The organism is Neisseria sp. P0008.S010, assembly GCF_051962715.1.
In the GTDB taxonomy this organism is placed as follows: Bacteria; Pseudomonadota; Gammaproteobacteria; order Burkholderiales; family Neisseriaceae; genus Neisseria; species Neisseria elongata.
Window position 1 is genome coordinate 1 of record NZ_JBQCVA010000020.1, and the last position, 22155, is coordinate 22155.

Genomic DNA, 22155 nt, shown 5'->3' on the forward strand with positions numbered 1-22155 from the left:
GTGAGTGCGCAAAGCCATCTGAAGGCGATGTGTTTAAACCTGTTGAAAGCGGCTAACAGGCTAAGTGTGCCTGTTGCCGCCTAAAAGGCGGCCCGGATGCCTAATTATCGGGTATCAGGGGAGGATTAAGGGGGCATTTGGGTAAAATCAGGAGGTATTGGGGGAGGCGAAAACAGCCGAAAACCTGTTTTTGGGTTTCGGATGTCGGGGGAAGGGCTTTTTGCAAAGGTCTCAGATTGGGGGAAACAATAAAACTTGAAGCGGCATGAATAAAACAAGAAAGATATAGTCCGAATTTTATTTACCAACTCTAGGAAATTTACTCAACCCGTTGTAGTTCCAACAAAAAATCTTCCTGGTCAATCATCGTTACACGATAATCCTCATCAGCCCAGGCACCCAAATCAATATTTTTACAACGTTTGCTGCAAAAAGGCCGATACGGGTTGGCTGAAGACCACTCTGAAACTATGCCGCAACGCGGACATTTTACTTTTCGCATATCGGCCTCCATCATTCCATCACTGGATCAAAACTGCTCATAATCATTTTAAACCGTATATCCTGATCAAGCTGAGAACCTCTAAGGCGCTCATCTGATACTGCTAAAAAGCGTATATGGGTAAAATACTTATTGGCAGAAACTTCCGGTATCGCCCTGTCTACTTCATCCACTTCTATGCTCAACATATGAATATTCTGCGCCAGACTAGGATGTTGATAATTACCATGCTTGGCGAAGCAATTCACTTCCCGTGAATTTTTTCGCAAAATGCTCAATAATACGGAAATGGCATCATAAGTAGGCATTAACGTACGAATCCAATTCTGCAAATCGGCCTTACGTTCCTCAAAAGGCCGCTGCTGCCAATAATAATAAGACGGCACATCAAACGGGCTGGTCCCTCCAGGTACAAGCATGCGCTGTTTAATCGCCATCAACCATTCATTTTCACGCAAATGCTGGCCAAACTTTTGCTGTATCCCCAAAAGTCCTTGCGCAACCTGCTTCAAATCTTCCTGCAACAATAATGCGGATTGCCGATCACGGTTCTGCGCCATCATTTGCTTTTGACGTTCCAATTCCTGCAAAATATCCAGTTTCAACTCGGCACGGGCCGCACATTCCATGATGTCAAATAATGTGGCTAACGCTAAATGATGTGCCCAAACAGAATCGCTGCATACAATCTCATCTTGGAAACGCTTAAACAAATATTCAATCCGCAAAAAGTTACGAACCCGTTCAGACAAAGGGTGTTCGAAAGTAATCATCTCAATATCCGTTTCTAACCATTAAAACAAGATTGATAATACTGATTCAGACGGCCTATCTTATGCGTTAATTCATCCTTGTTTCCATTATTCAAGATAATCTCATTAGCCATCCAATACCTTGAGCTATTCTCGCTCTGTGCCGCAATAATTTTTCTAACCTCTGACTCTGACAAATTGCTTCTAGCCATAACACGATTTATTCTGATTGATTCATCCGCATCTATCAGTAAAACATGCTGAACAAGTGTCTGAAATTCCTTTTTTTCTTGCAGCAAAGGAATTTCAATGACTCCATATGGTTGTTGTTGATATAACAATTGCCGATTCTGAATTTCTTCCATAATCAAAGGCAACATCATATTTTCTAAATCCTGCCTTGCACTACTGTCTGCAAAAACCAATTGCCGCATCACTGCACGATTTAGCTGAGCACCCATAAAAACTGACTCACCAAAACATTTCCGTATCAAAGGCAACGCCTCGCCATTCTCCCCCGTCAATTCTCTGCTAACCGCATCCGCATTCAGCACAGGAACACCCAAAAACGAAAATTCGGCAGCGGCCTGTGATTTTCCGCTGCCGATCCCACCGGTTAAACCAATCCAAATCGTCACTATGCAAACCCTGACTGGTGCAACCACCAATTCACACCAGCACTCACTTTCTCATAGGCAATGAACACTACCCATCCAGCAATAGCTAAGCTGGGACCGAATGCGATAGGCTGACTCTTCGCAACTTTCATAACTACAGCAGCCAGGATGCCGATTATTGCCGCAACAAGGACTATTATAGGTAATACCAAACTACCCAACCAAGCCCCTAAAGCTGCTAACAATTTAAAATCCCCACCACCGATTCCATCTATACTGCGAATCGTTTTATGGATTTTATTCAACAACCATAAACTTAAATATCCAAATACGGCTCCGAAAAGGGATTGTTTTAAATCGACCAACCCATTGCCTGTAGAATTAGCCAACAATCCCAACCAAATTAAAGGATTAGTAAGTTCATCAGGTAAATATTGAGTATCTGCATCAATGAATGTCAACGCTATCAAAATTGCGGAAAATATAAAACCCGTTAAAGTGATCCAAGTCCATCCATAACAGACTGCAACAATGCCGAATACACAAGCAGTCAAGATTTCAATCAATGGATACCGCAAACTGATATGGACGTGGCACTTATGGCATTGACCCTTCAATAAAATATAACTCAGCACGGGTATATTTTGCCAAGGCTTTACCGAACTTCCACATTTTGGACATCGCGATGCCGGTTTAGTTAAACTAAATGGCTCTTTTTCATCATCAGTTAAGGCAATATTTAGATGTGTCTTTGCGAAAACAGTCCATTCGCGTTCCATCATAACAGGAATACGATAGATCACTACATTTAAAAAACTACCCACTAATAAACCAAAGACAATAGCTAATTGGACAATCCAAGGAGCATAAGTTTCCGTAATCCATGCATACATCTAATTAACAAGCCTTTACCCGACAACATTACCTATATTAAACAAAGGCAAATACATAGCAACCAACATAGTACCAATAATACTTCCTAAAACCACCATTATAATAGGTTCCATCAAAGAGGATAATTGAGCAACTGCAGTATCTACCTCTTCCTCATAAAATTCAGCTGCTTTATTTAACATATCATCAAGTGACCCTGACTCTTCACCAATAGCTGCCATTTGTAGAACCATATTAGGGAAAAGGCCCGTATTCTGCATCCCCGATGTTAATGACATACCTTGATTTACCTGTGATTTAATTGAAATAGTAGCTTCTTCATATAAAATATTACCTGAAGCACCAGCAACTGAATCCAATGCCTCAACTAAAGGAACTCCTGCAGCAAACAAACTAGCTGTCGTCCGAGCCCATCTAGCAATAGTAGCCTTTCGTACAATATCACCAAAGATTGGCATTTTAAGTACTAACATATCTACCCTTTTTTGCAGTTCAGGTGAATTTCGATGTAAATGAACAAACCCAACAATTAACCCTATTAAAACAATAATTACAATCCAGCCATATTCAACAAAAAAATCTGATGCACTCATTAACATTTGTGTCAACCCTGGCAATTCAGCACCCATATCCTTATAAATCTTACCAAATGCAGGCAATACATACATCATCATTACAATAACCAATATAACCGCCACGGCAACAACGGCTATAGGATAAGTAAGAGCCGATTTAACTTTTTTCTTGATAGACTGAGTTTTTTCTTTGTATACAGCGAGCTTATCTAATAAATGCTCTAACACACCACCAGCTTCACCTGCAGAAATTAAGTTACAATAAAATTTATCAAAATACTTGGGATGCTTTGCAAATGCAGCCCCCATAGAAGACCCCTGCTCCACATCGCTGCGTATAGCCATCAACAACTGAGTCATTGAAGGATTAACATGCCCTCTAGCAACAATCTCAAAAGCCTGCATTAAAGGCAATCCAGCCTTCATCATTGTAGCAAGTTGCCGAGTAAAAACCGTGATATCCGCTTGAGTAATTCGCTTCTGACGGGTTGCTTTTACCTTAGTGACGCGAGAGGGTTTAATCCCTCGACGTAATAATTTTTTCTTCGCCTCATCTTCATTAGCCGCAACTACTTCACCACGTACAATCTGTTCACTTTGCGTATGCTTTCCTTCAAAAGTAAAACGATGCCCTTTTTCATTTTTTGCTTTATTTGTCTTCATTTTCCCAATCCATACGTATCTAAATTAATCATTAGTATTGGCTAATACTTCCTCTAACGAAGTAATGCCACTCATTACCTTCAATAAACCTGCCCGACGTAAATCTACCATTCCCTCTTGATATGCCATTTTTTGAATATCTACTTCTGTTCCACCTTCCATAATTACTCTTTGCATTTCATCTGTAATCGGCATTACTTCATATACACCAGCACGCCCCTTATAACCTTTACCCCTACATGTATCACAGCCTACCGCTCGATACATTATCCAATCTTTAGCTAAATCTTCATCTGAGAAGCCTGCCTTTTTTAAAGCATGCTCAGGAGGCCTTTCCATTGGCTCCTTACAATTTGAACATAATCTACGCAACAACCTTTGTGCCATAATTAGACTAACGGAGCTGGCTATATTAAATGGTGCGACACCCATATTCAGCATACGAGACAATGTTGCAGGAGCATTATTAGTATGCAATGTAGAAAACACCATATGCCCTGTTTGTGATGCTTTAATAGCAATATCTGCAGTTTCCAAATCACGAATCTCACCAACCATAATAATATCCGGATCTTGGCGCAGGAACGATTTTAGTGCAGCTGCAAAAGTTAAGCCTTGTTTATCATTAACATTCACCTGATTAATTCCAGGCAAATTAATTTCTGCCGGATCTTCTGCCGTGGAAATATTCACTCCCTCGGTATTTAAAATATTTAGACAAGTATACAAAGAGACAGTTTTACCAGAGCCTGTCGGACCAGTTACTAAAACCATTCCATATGGCCTATGGATGGCCTCCAGCAACAATTCTTTTTGAAAATCTTCAAACCCAAGCTGATCAATATTCAATGATGCAGCATCCGAATTAAGAATACGCATCACCACTTTTTCACCGAACAACGTTGGCAGTGTGCTCACACGAAAATCTGTAGGTCTACCATGTTTAGAAAAGGCTATCTGGATGCGCCCATCTTGCGGAATCCGCTTTTCGGAAATATCTAATCTTGCCATCACCTTAATACGTGATGCTAACTGCCCACGTATTGCAACAGGAGGCTGAACAACTTCTCGCAATTGTCCATCCACACGAAACCGCACACGTGCCATCTGCTCATAAAACTCAAAATGAATATCCGAAGCACCTGAATTTAATGCATCAGATAGCGTTTTATGGATAAAACGTGCAATAGGCCCATCTTCAGTCTCTTCATTATCGATATATAATGATTGCGATGCTCCTACCTCCAACTGTTCCTGAGACATCTCGCGCAAGATAGTGGTAGACCTCTGCCCAAGCCACTCAACCAATGTCATTAACTGGTCATGACGAACAACCACTAAATCTATTGAAAATCCTGAAGAAAGGATGACTTTCTGGAATTCTTGGATTCTAGTTGGATCTGATACTGCAAGAAATATTTTATTGCCACGTTTAAAGACAGGAACACACGCATTAGCCTGCATTTGTTCTTCATTTAAGACATCCTGCACAATATTACTACGTGGATAGTAACTCAAATCAAGAACAGGGTAATTAAACATTCCCGCCAACAATTCTGCCAATGCTTTGGGATTAGTTATCCCGTCAGCAAACAACATAGCAATAATATCTTTATTATCTTTTAATGCTTGTTGATAGCGTTCAGCTTGTTCGTTGCTGAGGGCTTTATTCTGAACCAAAACCCTTAATAATCCCATACTCATAAAAATTTAACCTATCAAAATTTCCCTACTCCCAAAACAATTATTTAAGCACTGCCCAGGAATAGCTTTTACGCTTATTATAAATATTTCATCAGCATCTGACAAAATTTATCTCAAAATATACATTCCTGAATTAACTAAAAATTGCCCTTAATATTAGAAAACAACCTATAGACAAAACCGAAGCAGCCGGTAATGTAATTACCCATGCCAATGCGATCGGTTTCATTGCTTTCCAATTTGCATTGCGATTTACCAAACCAATCCCTAAAACCGCACCAACCAAAATATGTGTACTAGACACAGGCAATCCCAATAAAGAGGCGGCCATAACCACGGAAGCTGCTGCCAATTCCGCCGTAAAACCTGACGAAGGATGCATTTCTGCCAAATTTGTCCCTACAGTTGCAATGACTTCTTTACCAATAAACCACAAACCGACAATCAAAGCGATACCAAACGTCAGCAAAACAACCGGAGGCACAGGTGCGGAAACACCTATTTCATCTGTCCGCAATACATCCATAATGGCTGCAAACGGCCCGATAGCATTCGCAATGTCATTTGCGCCGTGACTAAATGCGAACCCTGCCGCCGTAAATACTTGCATCCAAGAGAACATTAAAAAAGTTGATTTGGACAAGTCCTTGCGCTTTAAAGTTTTCGCATAAATAAAGGTTGCCAACCAAATACCGGCACCAATCATAAGTATGGTCAGGTAACTCGCCAACTCACTCATACCAAGGTTTAAATTTTTCAACCCTTTAAAAATCAACATGGAGGCAATCATCATCCCACCAACAGACGAAATCAGAGGTACCCATGAATGCAATGCTTTATATGTATCGATATTATTTTTTCGCTGATCAATATTATGCAGCCCCTTATAGTAGGCAGACTCCAATTCATTCGGATCAAAATCGATTTCACCGTAAATTTGAGCATCCCTGGCCATAGCTGAAGCGGCTTCCAACCGTTCCTGTTCCGGCAATGCTTCAAACCTTAGACGATGTTCCTCTTTATATGCTTTTTTCTCAGTTTTAATTTCTTTCAATTGACGTTCAATATCATTGTTATAATCCAAAACATGCTTTTTTACCTGATAAAACAATAAATAAGATACCATACCACCCAGAACCGGCGATAAAACCCAAGAAATGGCAATCTCTCCTATTTTTCCCCACTTCACCAATGCCAACGTTCCTGCACCGTTGTTTGTCAGCAAAAAGCCCAACATCATCGAACTACCGACGATACCACCGATAATTGCGTGCGTAGTGGAAACCGGCAATCCTTTTTTTGTGGCAAACAATAACCATAAAGCAGCAGCCAACAGCGCGGACAACATCAAATAAACGAACTGCATGGGCTCCATCGGCAAGGCTTCCATCTGCACAATACCGTTACGTATGGTTGCCGTTACCTCCCCCCCTGCAATCACGGCACCGCTGACTTCAAAAACGGCAGCCACAATCAAAGCTTGGGGAATGGTCAAAGTACCTGCACCAACCGACGTACCAAACGAATTGGCCACATCGTTTCCACCAATATTGAATGCCATAAACACACCGAAAAACGTGGCCAGCAAAAACATCGTCGTATGATTGTGGTTGGTATATCCGAGACCCCAATAAATAAAATAGCCGACCATACCGATGAGCATGACGGCAAAAACAAAATTGGTTTTGTACATGGGACCCGAAGCAACGTTCGTCTGAGCCATGATTACAGTTCCTTTAAATCATTCAAATTAATTTAATCAGAGGCGGCACAGGCATTTTTACTGCCAAGCAACAACCGTCAAAATACAAATTTCAGACGGCCATTATAGATTTAATACCCTATTCTCGGAAGAGTTTGCCGAATATCCCGCCATTTTTTCGATACCGCCGCAATATTCCCCCTGAGAATTTACGAAAAACCCAAGCCTGCCGTCACTCCTCCCCTTGATTTAAATGTTTTTTTCCTATTATTTTCTTTTTTACCGATTTTGCCACATTACAACCATCTGCATACCGAAACTCTCAAATCATAACAATCAACCATTGACCCTGCGCAAGAAAATTGCACCTAGAATGCACACAAAACTATTTTTCTACTAATTTTCACCCGTTACAATCCACACCCCAAACCTCACCTCACACACAACATTTGGCATGAACCGTACTTTCCGACTCATCAAAAACTCACTGCAAGCCAGAATCAGCCTGGCCGTCATTGCCGTTTCCCTGCTGCTGGCCGTGATAGCCGGCGGATTTTCCTTCTATACGACCTATCACGAAACGGAAGAGTTGCAAGACGACCTTTTACGTCAAACAGCCGCACTTTCCTCTTCAGACAAAGATGAAACCGATATAGACAGCGATGCCCGCATCTTCACCCAACGTCCCGGGAAACAAGGCCGTCTGAATATCCCTGCAGATTTGTCCGACGGCTTCCACGATTTGCGGGACGATGGAGACGACTACCGAATCTATCTGCACCACGGTTCACACGGCCCAATCGCCGTCATACAAGAAAACGAATACCGCGCCGACCTGGCTGAAAATGCAGCCTTTCACAGCGTTATCCCGCTCCTTTTATCCATTCCCTTAACCATCTTGCTGACCGTTTGGGTAGTCTCGCGCACCATGCTGCCGGTAAAACGGCTGTCGCAAAGCCTGTCCGTACGGCAGGAAAACGACCTTTCCCCACTGAACGACACAGATGCCCCCAGCGAAATGACCGGTTTTATTGCCGCCATCAACCGCCTATTGAAACGCACGGACGACAACATCCGCCAACAACAACGCTTCATCGCCGATGCGGCACACGAAATGCGCAGCCCGATGACCGCGCTTTCCCTGCAAGTCGAACGCTTAAACCAACTCCACCTTACAGATGACGCCAAACTACAAGCCCGGCAAATCCAAACCAGCATCGCCCGCCAACGCCACCTGCTCGAACAACTTTTATCATTGGCACGCGCCCAATCGCCGGACGCAAAACGTCCGATCGCCGCCGTCAACCTGCGACAACTGTTCCGACGCATATTGGAAGAACTCCACCCCCTTGCCGCCGCCAAAGGGCAAGACATCGGCATCGCCGTCGAACAGAACTGCGAAATTTATGCAAATGAAACAGAAATTTACACCCTAATTAAAACACTGGCCGACAACGCAATCCGCTACACGCCGGATTCAGGCCAAATCGATCTCGGCTTTGACGACAACGACACACACCTGACCCTTTGGGTTGAAGACAACGGCCCTGGCATTCCGCCGGAAGAACGCCGGCGCGTACTCGACCCCTTCTACCGCATACTGGGCAGCGAACAGCAAGGCACAGGGCTCGGCCTGTCCATTGCCGACACCATCGCCAAACGTTACGGCGGGAAACTGATACTGTCCGACAACCGGCGCACAGGGCATGGTTTACTTGCCCAAGTGGAATTGGACAAACAAACATTGCAAAAATAAACCAACCGCACCCTAGATGCGCGCCATACGACAAACAGCCTTCCGACATAAGGCCGTCTGAAAGCACACAACGGCACAAACCGCTGAATTTGAGAAAAAACAGCCAAAATGCAATAATGCAGCCCTGTTTCAATCAGGCCGTCTGAAAACCCGCAGACAACAAACGGCGGGACAAACCTCCGAACAGCCGGCCGCTCAGCATGGAAAACACAACATGAAAATTACCATCATCGGCGCCGGCTCATGGGGAACGGCCCTTGCTATCCACTTCTCCCTCCATGGCCATCCGGTTTCCATTTGGGCGCGCAACCGCGAACAAATGGCCGCCATGCAAAACGAACGGGAAAACCAACGTTACCTCCCGGGTTTTCCCTTGCCCGACAACCTGACCGCGCACACGGAACTAACCGAAGCCCTCGAAGGCAGCGAACTGGTTTTAATGGTTACCTCCGTAGCCGGCCTGCGCGACAGTGTCGAATTGATCAAACAAGCCGGCTACGGCCACCTGCCCATCCTCACCGCCTGCAAAGGCTTCGAACTCGACACCGGCCTGCTGACCTTCCAAGTCGTCCGAGAAATCCTGCCCGACAACGACAAAATCGGCGTCCTTTCCGGCCCCAGCTTCGCCCAAGAACTCGCCAAACAACTGCCCTGCGCCGTCGTTTTGGCTTCAGAAAACGAAAAATGGATTAACGGGCTGGTGCAAGAACTAAACACACCCGTCATGCGCCTGTATGCCAACACCGACATCATCGGCACAGCCGTCGGCGGCGCGGTCAAAAACGTCATGGCCATCGCCACCGGCCTTTCAGACGGCCTCGAATACGGCATGAACGCCCGAGCCGCGCTGGTTACGCGCGGCTTGGCCGAAATGACCCGTTTGGCCATCGCACTGGGCGCGCAACAAAAAACCATGATGGGGCTGGCCGGCATGGGCGACCTCATCCTCACCTGCACCGGCGCACTGTCGCGTAACCGAAAAGTCGGCCTGGGCCTGGCTTCCGGCAAGCCCCTGCACCAAGTCCTGACCGAAATCGGCCATGTTGCCGAAGGCGTACCCACCATAGACGAAGTATTCAACACCGCCTGCCGCCACCAAATCAACATGCCGATTACCCAAACCCTGTACGAACTCGTACGCAACGAACTGAGCGCAAAAGATGTCGCCGAACGCCTGATGATGCGCGAAGCCAAATCGGAATAACCCCACAGGCCGTCTGAAAGCGTTTCAGACGGCCTACACGGAGCACCGCATGACCCAACCCTTGGAAAAACTGGAAGCCCGCGTCTACCAACTGGTACAAAAATTCGAAACTTTGTTGGGCGAAAGCCGCAGACACCAACTGGAAAACGTCCGACTCAAAGCCGAACAAAAACGCAAAGACGAACAGCACCAGGCGGCCGTAGACGAATTAAGCGAAGCCCTGCTGGTACAAGTAGACAAACTGAAACACGACCTTCAAAGCAAAATCGACATCCTGACGGAAGAAAACCGGCACTACCGCACCCTATTGGAAGAAAGTGCCGCCGAAATCCGCCGACTGCTTGCCCGGCTGCCGACCAAAACGCCGTCTGAAACATCCCCGGAGACTGAAAAATGACACAACAAACCGAACAAGTTTCCGTATCCATCATGGGACGCACCTTCGGCATCGGAACCCCGACTTCCGAAAAAGTAACACTACTCCAAGCCGTAGACATGCTGAACCAAAAAATCGAAGCCATACAAAACGGCGGCCGTATTGTCGAAACCGACAAAATCATCATCATGGCCGCCTTAAACGTCGTCCACGACCTACTCAAAATCTCAATGAAAGATGGTTTGGCAATCGGAGAATTTGAGCGTAGAATAGCCGACATGGTTGGGGTGTGCGAAAAAGCACTATCAAAAGTTCCCTGATCCTCCCTTTTTCCCTGCGGTGTCCGTAAAGGCATACATTCCTTTGAACCAATACGTTCGCTTAAGGTTGTCGGGAGTGCAGTGGGCGCGAGCGTTCCTTTAGGAACGCACCCGAAACTGCCCGAGGCAGCCGCCTTGTTTGACAAGGTTCAAGCGGATTGAGCCGAAACGCCACCGGCGGGGAAACCCTCAAAAAGCGGTACCGGACCATTTCGGTACCGCTTCACACTTACCCCTGCCAAACAAGCGCGGTGTTTTTACGGCGCAAACCACACAAGCCGCCGCAGCCGCACAACAAACCTTATCCTTGATTGACATCCATACGAGAACGCTCTAAAATCGGTAGCTTTCTATATACCTTTGGAATTACCCTATGAAAACCTTTTCAGCCAAACCGCACGAGGTGAAGCGCGAATGGTTTGTAATCGATGCCACAGATAAAGTTCTGGGCCGCGTTGCAGCCGAAGTCGCCAGCCGCCTGCGCGGCAAACACAAGCCCGAATACACACCGCACGTTGATACCGGCGATTACATCATCGTTATCAATGCGGACAAACTGCGCGTTACCGGTGCGAAATTCGAAGACAAAAAATACTATCGCCACTCAGGCTTTCCCGGCGGCATCTACGAGCGCACCTTCCGCGAAATGCAAGACCGCTTCCCCGGCCGCGCACTGGAAAAAGCCGTTAAAGGTATGCTGCCCAAAGGCCCTTTGGGTTATGCGATGATTAAAAAACTGAAAGTGTATGCAGGTGCAGAACACCAGCATGCCGCCCAGCAGCCCAAAGCTCTGGAATTGAAATAAGGACGCGACATGAACGGTAAATATTACTACGGCACAGGCCGCCGCAAAAGTTCGGTTGCCCGAGTATTCCTGCAAAAAGGCAGTGGTCAAATCATTGTAAACGGCCGTCCGGTTGACGAGTTCTTCGCCCGTGAAACCAGCCGCATGGTTGTCCGCCAACCCTTGGTTTTGACCGAAAATGCAGAATCTTTCGACATTAAAGTCAATGTAACCGGCGGCGGCGAAACCGGCCAATCCGGTGCTATCCGCCACGGCATTACCCGTGCGCTGATTGACTACGATGCAGCCCTGAAACCCGCATTGTCTCAAGCCGGCTTCGTTACCCGTGATGCTCGTGAAGTTGAGCGTAAAAAACCGGGCTTGCGCAAAGCACGTCGTGCAAAACAATTCTCGAAACGTTAATCTGTTTCTGCAAAAACCCTGCCAACGCGGGGTTTTTTTATTTTCATATTTTCAGATGCGCTTAAATCCCGAAATGCATGATTGGAATAGGGCGAAATCAATAAATATGTAACATGAAGACAGTTTACTTCTTACCTTTATCCCCATCAGACATTCACACCAAGACACTTAGCCGGTTTAACGCAAAAACCAGTCGATTAATCCTATCGATACAGGCAAACCGTTTCGTTTCCTTTCATAGGCTTAATATTTTCAGACGGCCTCAGGCCGTCTGAAAATATAAGAAATCATGCCAGCGGTGCCAAAAGCTTGGCAAATGCCTCTTCAAACTGTTGCAAGCCGTCTTGCTGCAACCGCACCGCCAATGTTTCGACATCTATACCCAGCGCCGCAACTTCCTCCAAGACGGCAAGTGCGGCATCGCTTTGCTCGGACAAAGTCGAATGCGCCGTACCATGTTCGATAAAGGCTTTCAACGTTGCTTCCGGCACGGTATTGACCGTTTCCCTGCCAATCAGGCTGTCCACATACAATGTGGCCGGATAAGCCGGATCTTTCACGCCTGTAGAAGCCCACAACAATTGGGCACGGTTTGCCCCCTGCTCCAACAATCCGGAAAAATCGCCGCCATCAAAAAACCGCTGCCAATCCAAATAAGCGGCTTTGGCCAAAGCAATCGCCGTTTTACCGCGCAGATGCTCGGGCAACACGGCATCCAAGGCACTGTCGATACGCGAAATAAAAAAGCTGGCCACCACATGGATATCCGCCACTGCGCCGCCTGCAGCCAAACGTGCACGGATGCCGCGCACATAAGCTTCATAGGCTTTCAAGGTCTGTTGGCGCGAAAACAGCAGGGTCAGATTGACGCTGATGCCGTCTGCCACCAAACCTTCCAACGCTTTCAAACCCTCATCGGTTGCCGGCACTTTGATCATCGCGTTTTTTCTGCCGATTGCCCGATGAAGCCGCCTGGCTTCGGCCACCGTGCCTTCGGCATCGTGCGCCAACTCAGGTGAAACCTCCAAGCTGACGAAGCCGCTTCGTCCGCCGTCGGCCTCATACGTCGGCAGGCATACATCGCAGGCAGCCTGCACATCGTCTACCGCCAAAGTTTCGTAACGCTGTTTCGGCGACAAATCCTGCCGCTTCAAATCCGCCACATCGGCGGCATACAGAGGGTCTCCGGCAAAAGCTTTCTGAAAAATAGCCGGATTCGACGTTACCCCGCACACGCCTTTTGCCAGCCATTCGGCCAATCCGCCGCCCTGCACCAGCGAGCGGGATAAATTATCCAGCCAGATTTGTTGGCCCAAGGCTTTAACGTCCGATAAAATAGTCATTTCCGCTTCCTTATATCGAAATAAATAAGGAGCGCATCCTACGCGAAACACCATATTTGAACAAGGCAGACACCATGCAGACAAACGACGCAGAACAATACATCAAATGGGCAAGGGAAGTATTGCAAATCGAAGCCGACGGCTTGAAGGAAATTTCAGACGGCCTCAACGGCACATTCGCCGCCGCCGCAGACACCATTCTTTCCTGCACGGGGAGGCTGGTGGTCATGGGTATCGGAAAATCCGGCCATGTCGGCCACAAAATCGCCGCCACACTGGCCTCCACCGGCACGCCGGCATTTTTCGTCCATCCTGCCGAAGCCGCCCATGGCGATTTGGGCATGATTGTGGACGGCGATGTCGTACTGGCCATTTCCAATTCAGGCGAAAGCGATGAAATTGCGGCCATCCTGCCGGCATTAAAACGCAAAAACATCTGCCTAATCTGCATTACCGCCCATCCCGAATCCACCATGGCGCGGCACGCCGACATCCACCTGACCGCCGCCGTTTCGCAGGAAGCCTGCCCGCTCGGCCTTGCCCCCACTTCCAGCACCACCGCCGTCATGGCCTTGGGCGACGCACTCGCCGTTGCCCTGCTTCGCGCACGCTCCTTTACCCGCGAAGACTTCGCCCTCAGCCATCCCGCCGGACGGCTGGGCAAGCGTTTGCTGTTGCGCGTGGCCGACCTGATGCACAGCGGCGACAACTCGCCCGCTGTAACCGAAGATACGCCGCTGAAAGACGCTGTGGTCATCATGAGCGAAAAAGGGCTGGGGATGCTGGCCGTTACCGACCAGAGAGGCCGTCTGAAAGGCATCCTGACCGACGGCGACCTGCGCCGCCTGTTCCAAAAATGCGAAACCTTTGCCGGACTGACGGTAAACGACGTGATGCACCCCAACCCGAAAAGCATCGCCCCCGACCGTCTCGCCACCGAAGCCCTGAAAGAAATGCAGCAAAACCATGTGAACGGCCTTTTGGTGGTGGAAGGCGACGGCATACTCGTCGGCGCGCTCAATATGCACGACCTGCTGGCGGCGCGCATCCTGTAACGGTTCACAGCGGATAACCTCGTGCAACAACATCCGGGGAACAATCCCTTCGGATATTAAAGCGGCGGAAACACATCGCCTGCATACCGCCCGCGCCTGTATGCTTGGCGGGGCTTTCCGCCCGGTATCAAACTCGTTCATCCGCAATAAAAAGAGGCCGTCTGAAAAACGATTTTCAGACGGCCTCAGCCTTATATTCCGCTCAAACAAACCCAGTTCGGGCAAGAATCCGATTCCCATCAGGCAACCGGATTCCCGCAAAACCGGAATAAGTTTTCAGACGGCCTTAATTCAAGCCCAAAGTGCCGCGCAGTTTGCCCAACTCTTCAGCCAACGTGTTAATCGGAGCCTGTAATTTCTTACGGTCGTCTTCCGACAACTTGTCATAGCTTTCAAAGCCGTCGCCTTTTTTGTATTTCGCCAGAATTTCATTGATTTGTTTGAAGTTGGCATCCACGGTATCCAACAAGGCTTTGTCTTTCTCAGCAATCACATTGCGGAACAAATCGACGATTTTCTGCGCCCCTTCGATATTGGCTTGGAAATCGCTCAAATCGGTGTGGCTGTAACGGTCTTCCTCGCCGGTAATCTTCGAGCCGGCCACTTCTTCAATTAACACGGCCGCACCGCCGACCACTTTGCTCGGCGGGAAATTCAGCGTATCGATTTCAGCCTTCAGTGCTTTCACGTCTTTTTCCAGCTTGTCGGCAATATCTTTCACCCCGTCTGTGCTTTTCTCAACCCACAAAGCGTATTCGATGCGGTGGAACCCGGTGAAATTCGGGTCTTTGGCCTGTTCTTTGAAGTCGTCCTCGCGCGCATCGATGGCGGGGTCGAGTTCGTTAAACAATTCGGCAATCGGCTCGATGCGTTCGTAGTGGGTACGCACGTCGGCAAACATCGCTTTGGCCTCTTCGATTTTGCCCGCTTTCACGGCAGCAACGAATTTTTCGGTTTTTTCGGTCAGCGCGGTGGCTTCGCCTTGAACGTAAACCTTATAGTCGGCCAACGGTTGCGCCAGTTTGCCCATATCCGCCTGAGCCGCTTCGGCCTTGAAGCCGCTGTCGGTAACAATCAGCTTGCCACGCGGGTTGGTCAGCAGGCCGCAAGTCATTTCATAAGTGCCGGGCAGCAGGGTAACGGTCATTTTGTCAGACAGGCCGGGAGCGATGTTTTCACGCTCGTCCACTACCATCACGCCTTCCAAAATTTCCCATTCCAGCTTGCGGCCGCTGTTGTTTTTGATGTTGAACGTGGTTTTGCCGCTGGGGACGGTCAATTCCATCGGTTCGCAGGCCGAATCGTTTACGGCAATATTGACGCTGCCGTCGGCATTCGGTGCGGCAGGCTTGCCGGCCGAAGCGGTGTCGCCCGAAGCGGGGGCGGCGGGTTTGTCGGCCTCAGGCGGCTGACAGGCGGCCAAGCCCATGGCCAGCAAGACGGATAAAGCGATGTGGTTCATTTTCATAACGGATTTCCTTTAGGGGATTTAACGGGAAGGTGAAACGGCTTTGCTGCCGCGTAAAAACCAAAATAAAGCGGGCAGCAGATAGGCGAAATACCAAGCGATGTCGCTGACCGTGGGATGGTCGGTATAGCCGAAGAAACCGCCCATCAGCACGCCCAACGGGCTGTCTTCGTGCAAAACCTTAGACCAGTCGAACAATATGGTTTGGCCGATATTCCACACGCCTGCCTCATGCAGGGCGCGGAACGAACCCGACAGCAAACCGGCGGCGACGAAAATCAGGAACACGCCCGTCCAACGGAAGAATTTGCCCAAATTCAAACGGATGCCGCCCTGATAGAGCAAAACGCCGATGACCACCGCCGTCGCCAATCCAGCCACCGCGCCCAAAGGCATCTTGTGGTCGCTGCTTTGGCCGAACACGGCAATCAGGAAAAACACGCTTTCCAAACCTTCGCGCGCCACGGCGAGAAACGCCATCAAAACCAACGCCCAGCCCGAACCGCCCTGATTGAGCGCGGCCTGGACGGAATCTTGCAAATGCTGCTTCATCGAACGGGCGGCCTTCTGCATCCACAACACCATATAGGTCAGCATGCCCACTGCCACCAGCCCGATTGCGCCGACGACGAATTCCTGCTCCTTTTGCGGGATTTCACCGGTAAGGCGATGGATGGCAAGGCCGATACCCACGCACAGCAGCGCGGCGGAAATCACGCCCAGCCAGACCTTGTTCATAAGATGATGATGCCCGGACTGTTTCAGAAAACCGGCCACGATGCCGACAATCAGCGCGGCCTCTATGCCCTCGCGCAACATAATTAAAAAAGCTATCAGCATGGTTTTAAGGTATTTTCAGTTAAATTGTGCAAATTATCCACTGATACGGATATAAATGCAAACGGTTTTCACATATATTTATCAAGCCGTCTGAATGTTTTACGCCTTCAGACGGCCCCATTTTGCAGAATCGGACATTCATTTCATCCAAACCCAAGCACCCAGCCGCCATCATCTGCCGGACAACCCGAAGGCATGGCAGCCTTCCCATTGCCATTTCAGACGGCCTCATTCGCCCGTCCGCCATATTTCTTTACACTTGCCGAAAAACTATCCCATTGTTTCCATTCATGCCCGAAAGGCCGCCTGAAAAAACATTTAATGTTAAAGAAGTAATTTTTTTACGCTATTGTGCGTTAAGCGGATTTACCTTATATTGCCGCACACTAAGGTTGCGAAACATTGCAAACCGTTTATCAGAAGAAAAAAAGGAAAATAGCATGGCACAAATTACATTGGACAAAACCGACCTCAAAATCCTGCAGGTATTGCAAAGCAACGGCCGCCTGACCAACGTCGAACTTTCCGAACGCGTCGCACTCTCGCCGTCTCCCTGCCTGCGCCGACTCAAACAACTCGAAGACGCGGGCATCATCCGCCAATATGCCGCCCTGCTCTCGCCGCAGGAAATCAAACTCGGCCTTCAAGCGTTTATCCGCGTATCCATCGACAAATCGGGCGAATTGCGCGACCGCTTCGCCCAAACCGTGCAAACCTGGCCTGAAGTGTTAAGCTGTTTCGCACTCACCGGCGAAACCGACTACCTGCTGCACACCTTCTTCCCCGACATGAACGCCTTTTCCCATTTCGTGCTCGACACCCTGCTCTCCCACCCCGGCGTGCAGGATGCGAAATCCAGCTTCGTCCTCAAAGAACTGAAAAACACCACCGCCCTGCCGTTGGGACACCTCCAAACAACGGCATAAAGCGGCACAAACAAACAGGCCGTCTGAAAAGCGCAACCGAAACGGCAAACCCATTTCCGCGTTTTCAGACGGCCTCCTTTTACACAAAACCCGTCAGGAGCAAACCATGAACCTCCGCCCCTTCCGCCACATCCTGCCGCAACTGGGCAAACGCGTTTACCTGGATGCCGCCGCCGTCGTCATCGGCGATGTCGTATTGGCGGACGACGTATCCGTCTGGCCGTGCGCCGTCGTGCGCGGCGACGTCAACCACATCCGCATCGGCGCGCGCTCCAACATACAGGATGGCAGCGTGCTGCACGTCAGCGGCCGCACGGCGGCCAAACCCGAAGGTTCACCGCTGATTGTCGGCGAAGACGTTACCGTCGGCCACCGCGCCGTACTGCACGGCTGCACCATAGGCAACCGCGTGTTAATCGGCATGGGCGCGGTCGTCTTGGACGACGCGGTTATCGGCGACGACGTGATTATCGGCGCAGGCAGCCTAGTGCCGCCGCGCAAACGCCTAGAAAGCGGCTTCCTCTACACCGGCTCCCCCGCAAAAGCCGCGCGCGAACTGACGGCACAGGAACGCGCCTTCCTCGTTCAATCCGCAGCCAACTACACCACCACGGCACAGGCCTATCGGGAAACGGACGGCGGCACGGCAGACTGAAGCTGCACATTGCGGCAAAACCGTGCCGCACCGCCGACCTGAAGCCTCATCTCATCGGATAACGGAAAACGTGAAGTCCAATCAAACGCCGTACATTCCGATGAAACATAACGATGCCGCCATTCCCGCACAGACAAAATCCAAACGGCAACTGGCAAAACGGCGGCAATACACGAATTTCCGTTTGAATCGACAAAAAGGCCGTCTGAAAACATTCTTTCAGACGGCCTCAAATCATTTAAACCGCCATTGCAAGGCGGATGCGGCATTTTCTGCCCAAATCAATTGTCGGCGGCGTGCCAAGGCTTGGCCGCACCGGCGTGGAACGTAGGTTTTTCCCCGCCCCACAGCGTATCGATATCGTAAAAATCGCGCACGGCGGGCAGCATCACATGCACCACCAAATCGCCCGCATCCACCAAAGTCCATTCGCCGCTGTCGCCTTCGGTGCTGAGAATTTCAAAACCCGCCTCTTTCAAATCAACTGCCACGTTGTTGGCCAAAGCTTTGACCTGCCTGCTGCTGTCGCCGCTGGCAATAATCATGCGGGCAAACAGGGAGGTTTTGTCTTGGGTTTCCAAAACGGCAATGTCTTTGGCTTTCACGTCTTCCAAGGCCGAAACGGCGATTTCGACCATTTTCTGCAAATCCTGCAATTCTTGTTCTGTCATCATTTTTTCCATTTTGAACCGGCATGGTGCCGGCAGTTTATGAATGAGGCCGTCTGAAAACCCGTTTTTCAGACGGCCTTTATTTTTATTTGAAAACGGCAATATTCAAGCCGGAACGGCCCCGTTTTTTTCGGTAAAGTTCACCCCGGCCAACTGCGAACCGATAATGGCATTACGTATCGCCGCCAATGCCTTGGGACGGACGAAATTGCGTCGGTAGGCAAGCACCACGCGCCGGGTCGGCACTTTTTCGGCAAACGGGATGATGCTGAACAGCAAGTGGTCGTTTTCAGTCAGCGCGGTGGCCGGCAATACGCTGATGGCTAGGCCGCTGGCCACCATATGGCGGATGGTATTGATGGAGCTGCCCTGCAGCGTATTGGTCAGGCCGCTGATTTTCTGCTTGGCCGCCAATTCGTTGCAGCCGGCAAGCACGTTGTCGCGCATACAGTTGCCCTCGGTCAGCAGCAAAACCTGCTCCTGCGCCAATTCGTGCTGGGTAACGGCATCGAGTTCTTCAAACGGATGCCCTTTGGGCACGATGACGAAAAAAGGCTCGTCATACAGCGGCTCGGTCAGAAGGCCTGTTTCCTGAAACGGCTCGGCAACGATAATGGCATCCAAATCGCCGCGCTTGAGCGATTCGGTCAGCATATGGGTGTAATTCTCTTCCAACATCAAAGGCATATTCGGCGCAATTTCACGCAGCGACAGAATCAACTTGGGCAGAAGATACGGTGCGACGGTGAAAATCAGGCCGAGTTTGAACGCGCCGTCCAATTCATTCTGCTCTTCGCTGGCCAGCTGGCGGATAACGTCGGCTTCATCCAAAACACGCCGCGCCTGCGCCACGATACGCCCGCCCGCTTCGGTGGTGATAACCTCATTGCTGCTGCGGTCGAACAAAGAGAGTGCCAGCTCTTCTTCCAACTTCTTTATCGCAATCGAAAGCGTGGGCTGGCTGACATGGCAGCGTTGGGCGGCCCGGCCGAAATGCCGTTCTTGCGCAACGGCAACAATGTAACGCAATTCGGTCAGTGTCATGGCTTATGCCTTTTTCGGCTGGTCCGGCAGGGTGATGTTCAACTCCAACACGTCCAAGCCGTCCTGTTTTTCTTGAGAAATTCGGATATCGTCAAGCGAAACGTTCACATATTTCGACAACACTTCCAACAATTCTTTCTGCAAGGTGGGCAGATAGTCGGGAGCCTGGGCTTTGACGCGTTCCTGCGCGATGATAATCTGCAGGCGGTCGCGGGCAACTTCGGCCGATTTCTGTTTTTTGCCGAACAGTATATCGATCAACGACATATCAACCTCCGAACAAACGTTTGAAGAAGCCTTTTTTCTCGGCATCCAGGAAACGCATTTCGCGGTTTTCGCCCAACAGGCGGGCAATCACGTCTTTGTAGGCTTCTGCGGCCACCGCATCCTGCTGATGGATGACGGGCATACCGGCATTGGAGGCCTGCAATACGTTTTGCGATTCGGGAATCACGCCGATCAGCGGGATGCGCAGGATATCGCAAATATCGTCCACCGACAGCATCTCGCCTTTTTCAACCCGCTCCGGCGAATAGCGCGTAATCAACAGGTGTTCTTTTACCTTTCCGCCTTGTTCCGCCTTACGGGATTTGCTTTGCAGAATGCCGAGGATGCGGTCGGAATCGCGCACACTGGAAACCTCGGGATTGGTGGTTACGATGGCTTCGTCGGCAAAATACAGTGCCATCAGCGCGCCTTGTTCGATACCGGCGGGCGAATCGCAGATGACGAATTCAAAACCCATCTCGCCGGTCAGCGTGTTCAATACTTTTTCCACGCCTTCTTTGGTCAGCGCGTCTTTGTCGCGTGTTTGCGAGGCAGGCAGGATGAACAGTTTGTCGCAATGTTTGTCTTTAATCAGAGCCTGGTTGAGGGTGGCTTCCCCTTGGATGACGTTGATCAGGTCGTATACCACGCGGCGTTCGCAGCCCATAATCAAATCCAGGTTGCGCAAGCCGACGTCGAAGTCGATAACGGCGGTTTTATGGCCGCGGAGTGCCAAACCGGAAGCAATGCTCGCACTGGTGGTGGTTTTACCCACACCGCCTTTGCCTGAAGTTACAACGATGATTTTTGCCACAATGTTTCCTTTACTTTAATGCAAAATATTCAGGGTTCGAATGATACGGCATCCGGCTAAGCCGCGATGGCCACAATGACCAAACGGTCGTCCTGCAGGTGTATCTGTACCGGTTTCCGATATAAATGTTCGGGCAACTGCTGCTCGAAGTTGCGGTAGATGCCCGCAATCGATACCAGTTCGGCCTGCATGGAATGAATGAAAATGCGTGCGTCGCGCCGCCCTTTGGCTCCCGCCAGCGCGCGGCCGCGCATCGATGCGTAGATATGGATGTTGCCGTCGGCAATCAGCTCCGCCCCTTCGCTGACCGTTCCGGTAACGATTAAGTCGGCGTTTTCCGCATACACCTGCTGCCCGGTCCGCACCGGATCGGCAACCAGGACAGTCGGATGCCCGGCCTGCTTGGCCGTTTCGGATGCGATTTCACCCGTGATTTCGGCCACCGTCCCTGCATCCGCCGTTTCCAGCGGAACAGGCCGTTCTTTGCCCGGCGGCGTAAAAGGCAGGCCGTTGCCGGCTGCCGTTGCCGCCCAGGCTTCGTCGCTGTGCCGCAAAGCGGCAACAGGCAGGCGGTGGCGGCGGAAAACGGCCAGCACGGCGGGCAAATCGGCCTCGGACGGACGGAAATCCTGCATATCCAATATCAGCGGCAGGTTGAGCTCGCGATATTGCGCCGCGCACTTGGCCAATGCGGCATCCAATGCGGCGGCATCGGCATTGTGCAGATAAACGGCCAATGCGTCGGTGCGGGCGGATTTGATTTCAAAAGCAGGTTTCATGCTGCGGATACCATAAATTTT

At 49.8% G+C, this 22155-nt stretch carries 24 protein-coding genes and 1 other RNA gene; 10 read left to right on the forward strand and 15 right to left on the reverse strand.

Annotated elements, in window-relative coordinates:
* Window positions 1-319: 319 nt before the first annotated feature.
* The 7 genes from ACTHSL_RS06655 to ACTHSL_RS06685 form a co-directional block, all read right to left on the reverse strand.
* Window positions 320-502: a DNA gyrase inhibitor YacG gene (locus ACTHSL_RS06655; protein WP_440380817.1), complete on the reverse strand. Its 183-nt coding sequence runs from the start codon at window positions 500-502 to the stop codon at window positions 320-322.
* Window positions 503-513: 11 nt separating this feature from the next.
* The gene (gene zapD, locus ACTHSL_RS06660; RefSeq protein WP_440380818.1) at window positions 514-1275 is read right to left on the reverse strand and encodes a cell division protein ZapD; all 762 of its coding nucleotides are present in this window, start codon (window positions 1273-1275) and stop codon (window positions 514-516) included.
* Between the two features lie 14 nt (window positions 1276-1289).
* The gene (gene coaE, locus ACTHSL_RS06665; RefSeq protein ID WP_440380819.1) at window positions 1290-1892 is read right to left on the reverse strand and encodes a dephospho-CoA kinase; all 603 of its coding nucleotides are present in this window, start codon (window positions 1890-1892) and stop codon (window positions 1290-1292) included.
* Window positions 1892-2764 carry a prepilin peptidase gene (locus tag ACTHSL_RS06670; protein WP_440380820.1) on the reverse strand — a complete coding sequence of 291 codons (873 nt, stop codon included), beginning with the start codon at window positions 2762-2764 and terminating at the stop codon, window positions 1892-1894. The genes coaE and ACTHSL_RS06670 overlap by 1 nt, the downstream gene beginning before the upstream one ends.
* Before the next feature lie 15 nt (window positions 2765-2779).
* Window positions 2780-4003: a type II secretion system F family protein gene (locus tag ACTHSL_RS06675; RefSeq protein WP_440380821.1), complete on the reverse strand. Its 1224-nt coding sequence runs from the start codon at window positions 4001-4003 to the stop codon at window positions 2780-2782.
* A gap of 24 nt (window positions 4004-4027) precedes the next feature.
* Window positions 4028-5707: a type IV-A pilus assembly ATPase PilB gene (gene pilB / locus ACTHSL_RS06680; protein WP_440380822.1), complete on the reverse strand. Its 1680-nt coding sequence runs from the start codon at window positions 5705-5707 to the stop codon at window positions 4028-4030.
* Between the two features lie 133 nt (window positions 5708-5840).
* Window positions 5841-7430, reverse strand: coding sequence for an inorganic phosphate transporter (locus ACTHSL_RS06685; protein ID WP_440380823.1), 1590 nt, complete (start codon window positions 7428-7430; stop codon window positions 5841-5843).
* Between the two features lie 433 nt (window positions 7431-7863).
* Between ACTHSL_RS06685 and ACTHSL_RS06690 the strand changes: the two genes are divergently transcribed.
* The 7 genes from ACTHSL_RS06690 to rpsI all read left to right on the forward strand — a co-directional run bounded on the left by ACTHSL_RS06690 (window position 7864) and on the right by rpsI (window position 12272).
* On the forward strand, window positions 7864-9165 hold the full coding sequence (locus ACTHSL_RS06690) for an ATP-binding protein (RefSeq protein ID WP_440380824.1): 1302 nt from the start codon (window positions 7864-7866) through the stop codon (window positions 9163-9165).
* A 214-nt stretch (window positions 9166-9379) separates the two neighbouring features.
* Entirely contained in the window at window positions 9380-10369 is a 990-nt protein-coding gene (locus tag ACTHSL_RS06695; protein WP_440380825.1) for an NAD(P)H-dependent glycerol-3-phosphate dehydrogenase, read from the forward strand.
* A 49-nt stretch (window positions 10370-10418) separates the two neighbouring features.
* Window positions 10419-10766 (forward strand): hypothetical protein, encoded by a 348-nt coding sequence (locus ACTHSL_RS06700; RefSeq protein WP_003769464.1) that lies wholly within the window; start codon window positions 10419-10421, stop codon window positions 10764-10766.
* A complete protein-coding gene (locus ACTHSL_RS06705; protein ID WP_440380826.1) occupies window positions 10763-11065 on the forward strand; it encodes a cell division protein ZapA in 303 nt (100 codons plus the stop codon). The genes ACTHSL_RS06700 and ACTHSL_RS06705 overlap by 4 nt, the downstream gene beginning before the upstream one ends.
* A gap of 8 nt (window positions 11066-11073) precedes the next feature.
* Window positions 11074-11253, forward strand: a non-coding RNA gene (ssrS, locus tag ACTHSL_RS06710) — 6S RNA.
* A gap of 185 nt (window positions 11254-11438) precedes the next feature.
* A complete protein-coding gene (gene rplM, locus ACTHSL_RS06715) occupies window positions 11439-11870 on the forward strand; it encodes a 50S ribosomal protein L13 (protein WP_003769458.1) in 432 nt (143 codons plus the stop codon).
* A gap of 9 nt (window positions 11871-11879) precedes the next feature.
* Window positions 11880-12272, forward strand: coding sequence for a 30S ribosomal protein S9 (gene rpsI, locus ACTHSL_RS06720; protein ID WP_003769457.1), 393 nt, complete (start codon window positions 11880-11882; stop codon window positions 12270-12272).
* Between the two features lie 287 nt (window positions 12273-12559).
* Here the strand turns inward: rpsI and tal are convergent, their stop codons facing one another.
* Window positions 12560-13615 carry a transaldolase gene (tal, locus tag ACTHSL_RS06725; protein WP_440380827.1) on the reverse strand — a complete coding sequence of 352 codons (1056 nt, stop codon included), beginning with the start codon at window positions 13613-13615 and terminating at the stop codon, window positions 12560-12562.
* 74 nt (window positions 13616-13689) lie between these two features.
* On the opposite strand from tal, the gene ACTHSL_RS06730 reads away from it, so the two are divergent.
* The gene (locus ACTHSL_RS06730; protein WP_440380828.1) at window positions 13690-14670 is read left to right on the forward strand and encodes a KpsF/GutQ family sugar-phosphate isomerase; all 981 of its coding nucleotides are present in this window, start codon (window positions 13690-13692) and stop codon (window positions 14668-14670) included.
* Between the two features lie 286 nt (window positions 14671-14956).
* Here ACTHSL_RS06730 and efeO read toward each other — a convergent pair whose 3' ends face one another.
* The gene (efeO, locus tag ACTHSL_RS06735; RefSeq protein ID WP_049252975.1) at window positions 14957-16138 is read right to left on the reverse strand and encodes an iron uptake system protein EfeO; all 1182 of its coding nucleotides are present in this window, start codon (window positions 16136-16138) and stop codon (window positions 14957-14959) included.
* A 21-nt stretch (window positions 16139-16159) separates the two neighbouring features.
* Window positions 16160-16978, reverse strand: coding sequence for an iron uptake transporter permease EfeU (efeU, locus tag ACTHSL_RS06740; RefSeq protein ID WP_070455032.1), 819 nt, complete (start codon window positions 16976-16978; stop codon window positions 16160-16162).
* Between the two features lie 440 nt (window positions 16979-17418).
* Here efeU and ACTHSL_RS06745 point away from each other — a divergent pair, with 440 nt between their 5' ends.
* Together ACTHSL_RS06745 and ACTHSL_RS06750 are read left to right on the forward strand one after the other, a co-directional pair.
* Entirely contained in the window at window positions 17419-17904 is a 486-nt protein-coding gene (locus ACTHSL_RS06745; RefSeq protein ID WP_040665507.1) for an Lrp/AsnC family transcriptional regulator, read from the forward strand.
* A gap of 106 nt (window positions 17905-18010) precedes the next feature.
* Window positions 18011-18559, forward strand: coding sequence for a gamma carbonic anhydrase family protein (locus ACTHSL_RS06750; protein WP_440380829.1), 549 nt, complete (start codon window positions 18011-18013; stop codon window positions 18557-18559).
* Window positions 18560-18840: 281 nt separating this feature from the next.
* Here ACTHSL_RS06750 and rsfS read toward each other — a convergent pair whose 3' ends face one another.
* The 5 genes from rsfS to minC form a co-directional block, all read right to left on the reverse strand.
* Window positions 18841-19230 (reverse strand): ribosome silencing factor, encoded by a 390-nt coding sequence (rsfS, locus tag ACTHSL_RS06755; protein WP_040665527.1) that lies wholly within the window; start codon window positions 19228-19230, stop codon window positions 18841-18843.
* 105 nt (window positions 19231-19335) lie between these two features.
* Window positions 19336-20274: a LysR substrate-binding domain-containing protein gene (locus ACTHSL_RS06760; protein WP_074894915.1), complete on the reverse strand. Its 939-nt coding sequence runs from the start codon at window positions 20272-20274 to the stop codon at window positions 19336-19338.
* A gap of 3 nt (window positions 20275-20277) precedes the next feature.
* The gene (gene minE, locus ACTHSL_RS06765; protein ID WP_440380830.1) at window positions 20278-20541 is read right to left on the reverse strand and encodes a cell division topological specificity factor MinE; all 264 of its coding nucleotides are present in this window, start codon (window positions 20539-20541) and stop codon (window positions 20278-20280) included.
* 1 nt (window position 20542) lies between these two features.
* Complete coding sequence (minD, locus tag ACTHSL_RS06770) at window positions 20543-21355, reverse strand: septum site-determining protein MinD (RefSeq protein ID WP_107853529.1); 813 nt, start codon at window positions 21353-21355, stop codon at window positions 20543-20545.
* A 56-nt stretch (window positions 21356-21411) separates the two neighbouring features.
* The gene (gene minC, locus ACTHSL_RS06775) at window positions 21412-22134 is read right to left on the reverse strand and encodes a septum site-determining protein MinC (RefSeq protein WP_440380831.1); all 723 of its coding nucleotides are present in this window, start codon (window positions 22132-22134) and stop codon (window positions 21412-21414) included.
* Window positions 22135-22155 lie beyond the last annotated feature (21 nt).

Coding starts and splice junctions, on each gene's coding strand:
- ACTHSL_RS06695 (WP_440380825.1), top strand. CDS start 9,380: ATGAAAATTACCATCATCGGCGCCGGCTCATGGGGAACGGCCCTTGCT.
- zapD (WP_440380818.1), bottom strand. CDS start 1,275: ATGATTACTTTCGAACACCCTTTGTCTGAACGGGTTCGTAACTTTTTG.
- ACTHSL_RS06685 (WP_440380823.1), bottom strand. CDS start 7,430: ATGGCTCAGACGAACGTTGCTTCGGGTCCCATGTACAAAACCAATTTT.
- efeU (WP_070455032.1), bottom strand. CDS start 16,978: ATGCTGATAGCTTTTTTAATTATGTTGCGCGAGGGCATAGAGGCCGCG.
- efeO (WP_049252975.1), bottom strand. CDS start 16,138: ATGAAAATGAACCACATCGCTTTATCCGTCTTGCTGGCCATGGGCTTG.
- ACTHSL_RS06655 (WP_440380817.1), bottom strand. CDS start 502: ATGCGAAAAGTAAAATGTCCGCGTTGCGGCATAGTTTCAGAGTGGTCT.
- ACTHSL_RS06700 (WP_003769464.1), top strand. CDS start 10,419: ATGACCCAACCCTTGGAAAAACTGGAAGCCCGCGTCTACCAACTGGTA.
- minC (WP_440380831.1), bottom strand. CDS start 22,134: ATGAAACCTGCTTTTGAAATCAAATCCGCCCGCACCGACGCATTGGCC.
- ACTHSL_RS06750 (WP_440380829.1), top strand. CDS start 18,011: ATGAACCTCCGCCCCTTCCGCCACATCCTGCCGCAACTGGGCAAACGC.
- tal (WP_440380827.1), bottom strand. CDS start 13,615: ATGACTATTTTATCGGACGTTAAAGCCTTGGGCCAACAAATCTGGCTG.
- rsfS (WP_040665527.1), bottom strand. CDS start 19,230: ATGACAGAACAAGAATTGCAGGATTTGCAGAAAATGGTCGAAATCGCC.
- ACTHSL_RS06760 (WP_074894915.1), bottom strand. CDS start 20,274: ATGACACTGACCGAATTGCGTTACATTGTTGCCGTTGCGCAAGAACGG.
- rplM (WP_003769458.1), top strand. CDS start 11,439: ATGAAAACCTTTTCAGCCAAACCGCACGAGGTGAAGCGCGAATGGTTT.
- ACTHSL_RS06675 (WP_440380821.1), bottom strand. CDS start 4,003: ATGAAGACAAATAAAGCAAAAAATGAAAAAGGGCATCGTTTTACTTTT.
- ACTHSL_RS06705 (WP_440380826.1), top strand. CDS start 10,763: ATGACACAACAAACCGAACAAGTTTCCGTATCCATCATGGGACGCACC.
- ACTHSL_RS06745 (WP_040665507.1), top strand. CDS start 17,419: ATGGCACAAATTACATTGGACAAAACCGACCTCAAAATCCTGCAGGTA.
- ACTHSL_RS06690 (WP_440380824.1), top strand. CDS start 7,864: ATGAACCGTACTTTCCGACTCATCAAAAACTCACTGCAAGCCAGAATC.
- ACTHSL_RS06730 (WP_440380828.1), top strand. CDS start 13,690: ATGCAGACAAACGACGCAGAACAATACATCAAATGGGCAAGGGAAGTA.
- minE (WP_440380830.1), bottom strand. CDS start 20,541: ATGTCGTTGATCGATATACTGTTCGGCAAAAAACAGAAATCGGCCGAA.
- pilB (WP_440380822.1), bottom strand. CDS start 5,707: ATGAGTATGGGATTATTAAGGGTTTTGGTTCAGAATAAAGCCCTCAGC.
- rpsI (WP_003769457.1), top strand. CDS start 11,880: ATGAACGGTAAATATTACTACGGCACAGGCCGCCGCAAAAGTTCGGTT.
- ACTHSL_RS06670 (WP_440380820.1), bottom strand. CDS start 2,764: ATGTATGCATGGATTACGGAAACTTATGCTCCTTGGATTGTCCAATTA.